Raw genomic sequence first — 3,621 nt, forward strand, 5'->3', positions numbered from 1 at the left:
GGCGGGCATCGGCTTCTCGCTGAACAATCCGATGCTGATCATCGCGGGCTCGCTGGTGGGTTCGTCCGGTGCGATTCTGTCGTACATCATGTGCCGGGCGATGAACCGCTCGTTTTTCAACGTGATTCTCGGTGGCTTCGGCAATGAGCCGGGAGCGGCAGCGGCAGGTGGGTCGGCTGAGCAGCGTCCGGTGAAATCGGGTTCTGCCGATGATGCGTCGTTCATGCTCGGCAATGCTGAAACCGTGGTGATCGTGCCGGGTTATGGTCTTGCCGTTGCGCGCGCGCAGCATGCGTTGAAGGAGCTGACCGACAAGCTGGTCGAGAAGGGCATCGAGGTGAAGTACGCGATTCACCCGGTGGCCGGACGGATGCCAGGTCACATGAACGTGCTGCTCGCAGAAGCCGAAGTGCCGTACGACATGGTCTACGAAATGGACGACATCAACGGCGAGTTCGGTCAGGTCGACGTGGTGCTGGTGCTCGGCGCGAACGACGTGGTGAACCCGGCGGCCAAGAACGATCCGAAGTCACCGATCGCGGGCATGCCGATCATCGAGGCGTACAAGGCGCGTACGGTCATCGTGAACAAGCGCTCGATGGCCGCAGGTTACGCCGGGCTCGACAACGACCTGTTCTACATGGACAAGACGATGATGGTGTTCGGCGACGCGAAGAAGGTGATCGAAGACATGGTGAAGGCGGTGGAATAAGCCTGCGCCGAAGGAACGAGATCGCGGTTTGCCTCGCAGCGGGGCGAACCGCGATCCTCACTTCGGCTTCGCATTCACATGCCGCAACAGGTCCGCGAGTCGCCTGCCTTCCTGATCTGGATATTGTTCGAGCACCTGAAGGTTCTGAATCTTCTCCAGCCCGAAATTGCGGAAATCGCTCCGTAATTCACACCACGCACCGAGCGTCCAGCGCGCGCCCCAATAGGCGAGGGCGAGCGGCCAGACACGACGCTCGGTCGCCGCGCCATTCACATCGACATAGGCAAAGCTCACCACATGCCGCGTGTCGATCGCGCGATGCAGCGCGTCCAATTGCGCGGAAAAATCCACTTTGATGTGAAACGATGGCGCGAAGACCGCGAGCCTTTCCAGCGTCGCGCGCTTGTCGGCGGGCATGGCCGAGGCGATCTTGGCGAGCGCCCCGCGCGCGCCGCCCGCGAAGCCGGCGCCGCCCCACGACTCGAGCATGCGCGCGCCCGCGGCGAGCGCGGCCAGTTCATCGGCGGTGAAGGTGAGCGGGGGCAAACTTGCCGCGCGGCTCAGACGGTAGCCGATGCCGGCTTCGCCTTCGATCGGCACCCCTGACAGTTGCAGATCGCGCACGTCGCGATAGACCGTGCGCAGCGAGATATGCAGCCAGTCGGCGAGTTGTTGCGCGGTGGTCAGACGCCGTCCGCGCAGCAGTTCGGCGATCTGGAACAGGCGGTCGGCGCGGCGCGTCATCGTGGGCGTCTTGTAGAAGAGGACGGGGACAGTCCCGCGATGATAGCGCCGCATGCCGCGCTCCGGTCGGCGTTCGTGCGCGGTGCTCGCCGGCCGCCGCGCACGAGCGTTGTGTTGCGTTTAGCCGTTGGTCCGCGAGTGCAGGCCGAGGCGGTTGCCTTCCGTATCGGTGAAGAACGCGATATAGCCGATGTCCTGCGGCAGTTTGATCACCGGGCCGTCGGTCTTGCCGCCGGCTTGCTCGACGCGCGCGAGGGTGGCGTCGACGGTCGGTTGCGCGTTCAGATAGACGAGCACGCCGTCGTCGGTCGGGGTCATCGACGGGCTGTGGACGATCGCGCCGCCGGTGGCCGGCTCCTCGTAGCCGAACACGGCGATTGGCTGGCCGCCGACTTCCTGGACATTCAGTTTGACGTCGAGCGCCGCTTCATAGAAACGGACGGCGCGATCGAAATCGACGGACGGAATCTCGAACCATGCAACAACTTTGGATGATGCGGACATGTCACTCTCCTGTGGATGGCGGGTAAGCCGTGTAAAGCGCCGGATGGCGTGAGAAGGAGTGTGCGGGGGTGCTACTGACAGCGTGGTGTCAGTAGGAGGTGGCAGGAGCGATGGACAGGGCAGCGAAAAAAACGGACGGCTCGCAAGCCACAGGCGAAAAAAAACCGCGGAGCCAGTCCGCGGTTTTCGTCGCCAAACTACCTGTCAGACGCAGCGCATTTCACGCCGCCGGCGTGTCGCTCTGGGGACGCTGCCGCACGCTGCCCGCGATCAGATCGAAGCGGAACAGACGGCATTCGAGCGCGCCGTTAAAGAGTGGCGTCTTGGTCGATTCACGCAAACGCAACTGGCCCGGCAGCTTGCGATCCGATGTCAGGATGAATGCGTGCCAGCCGGTGAAGCGCTGCTTGAGCGCATCGCCGAGCGACTGGAAAAATTCGCTGTCCGGCGTTTCTTCCTGCGCGCGACGAAAACCCTCGTCTTCGCGGCTGTCACGATTGCCGCGGCCTTCGCGAAGCTCGCCGCGGGCATTGCGCCCGCGCACTTCGATTCGTTCGCCATACGGCGGATTGGCGACGAGTATGCCTGCAGCGGAAGTCGGCGGCGTCATGCCGCGCGCGTCGACCTGTTTGAGGGGAATCGACGGCAAGCCGGCGCGCTGGAAGTTGGCGCGCGCCTTGTCGAGCATGTCGCCGGAAATATCGCTGCCGAAGATTTGCAGATCGGCGCGCGAACTGCGCGCGGCGTGCTTCGCGTCGAGCGCGGCGGCCTTGAGTGTTTGCCAGGTTTTGGCTTCGTATTGCTTGAGCTTCTCGAAGCCGAAGCGCCGTTCCGCGCCCGGCGCGATATTCAGCGCCACCTGCGCGGCTTCCGCGAGGAATGTGCCGCTGCCGCACATCGGGTCGTACAGAGGAGTGCCGGCGGTCCAGCCGGTCAAACGCAGAATGCCCGCGGCCAGATTCTCGCGCAGCGGCGCTGCGCCCTTGTCGAGGCGCCAGCCGCGCTTGAAGAGCGGATCGCCCGAGGTGTCGAGATACAGCGTGCAGTCGGTGGCGGTGAGAAAGGCGAACACGCGCACGTCGGGCATGGCGGTGTCGATGCTTGGACGCGCGCCGCTGACTTCGCGCAGACGATCGCAGATGGCGTCCTTGACGCGCAGCGTCGTGAATTCCAGGCTGCGCAGCGGCGATTTGATCGCCGTGACGTCCACGCGCAGCGTTTCGTTCGCCGAAAACCATTGTTCCCAACGCTGTTCGACTGCGAGCGCATAAATGTCCTGCTCGCTGCGATACGGGCGATGCGCGATTTTCAGCAGCACGCGGCTCGCGAGACGCGAATACAGGTTGGCGGCCATGCCGGCGGCCCAGCCTCCGCGGAAATGCACGCCGCCCGGCACTTGTGCGCCGGCCGTGAACGGGGCGCCGTTCAGGTGTTGGGCGGCAATTTCGGCGAGTTCAGCCGCAAGCGAGGCTTCAAGGCCGCGCGGGCAAGGGAGGAAGAAATCGAAGGACATTGAGGTTGCCGGAAGGCGTTGGATAAGGCGCTATTGTACGCGGTCGGGGTGTTGTGCTTTTGCATGGGTGCCTGCGTGGCGGTTTTTGTCGTGTTGGCCTTTCCTTGAATTCACGGTGGTCGATTGGCGTTGCCCCTGTGCGGGGCGG

Annotated in this window: 4 protein-coding genes; 1 reads left to right on the forward strand and 3 read right to left on the reverse strand. The window is 64.0% G+C overall.

Annotated features, from left to right (window positions below; genetic code table 11):
• A partial coding sequence (locus P0D96_RS47575) for an NAD(P)(+) transhydrogenase (Re/Si-specific) subunit beta (RefSeq protein ID WP_408321229.1) occupies nucleotides 1–712 on the forward strand: 712 nt, incomplete at its 5' end.
• 57 nt (nucleotides 713–769) lie between these two features.
• On the opposite strand, the gene P0D96_RS47580 is transcribed toward P0D96_RS47575, so the two are convergent.
• From P0D96_RS47580 to P0D96_RS47590, 3 genes are all read right to left on the reverse strand, one after another.
• Entirely contained in the window at nucleotides 770–1,510 is a 741-nt protein-coding gene (locus P0D96_RS47580) for a helix-turn-helix transcriptional regulator (RefSeq protein ID WP_408321231.1), read from the reverse strand.
• Nucleotides 1,511–1,576: 66 nt separating this feature from the next.
• On the reverse strand, nucleotides 1,577–1,960 hold the full coding sequence (locus tag P0D96_RS47585; protein ID WP_408178339.1) for a VOC family protein: 384 nt from the start codon (nucleotides 1,958–1,960) through the stop codon (nucleotides 1,577–1,579).
• Between the two features lie 220 nt (nucleotides 1,961–2,180).
• Nucleotides 2,181–3,473 (reverse strand): THUMP domain-containing class I SAM-dependent RNA methyltransferase, encoded by a 1,293-nt coding sequence (locus P0D96_RS47590; protein ID WP_408178340.1) that lies wholly within the window; start codon nucleotides 3,471–3,473, stop codon nucleotides 2,181–2,183.
• Between the last annotated feature and the right edge of the window lie 148 nt (nucleotides 3,474–3,621).

The sequence above is a fragment of the Paraburkholderia sp. RL17-347-BIC-D genome (assembly GCF_046027915.1).
Lineage (GTDB): Bacteria > Pseudomonadota > Gammaproteobacteria > Burkholderiales > Burkholderiaceae > Paraburkholderia.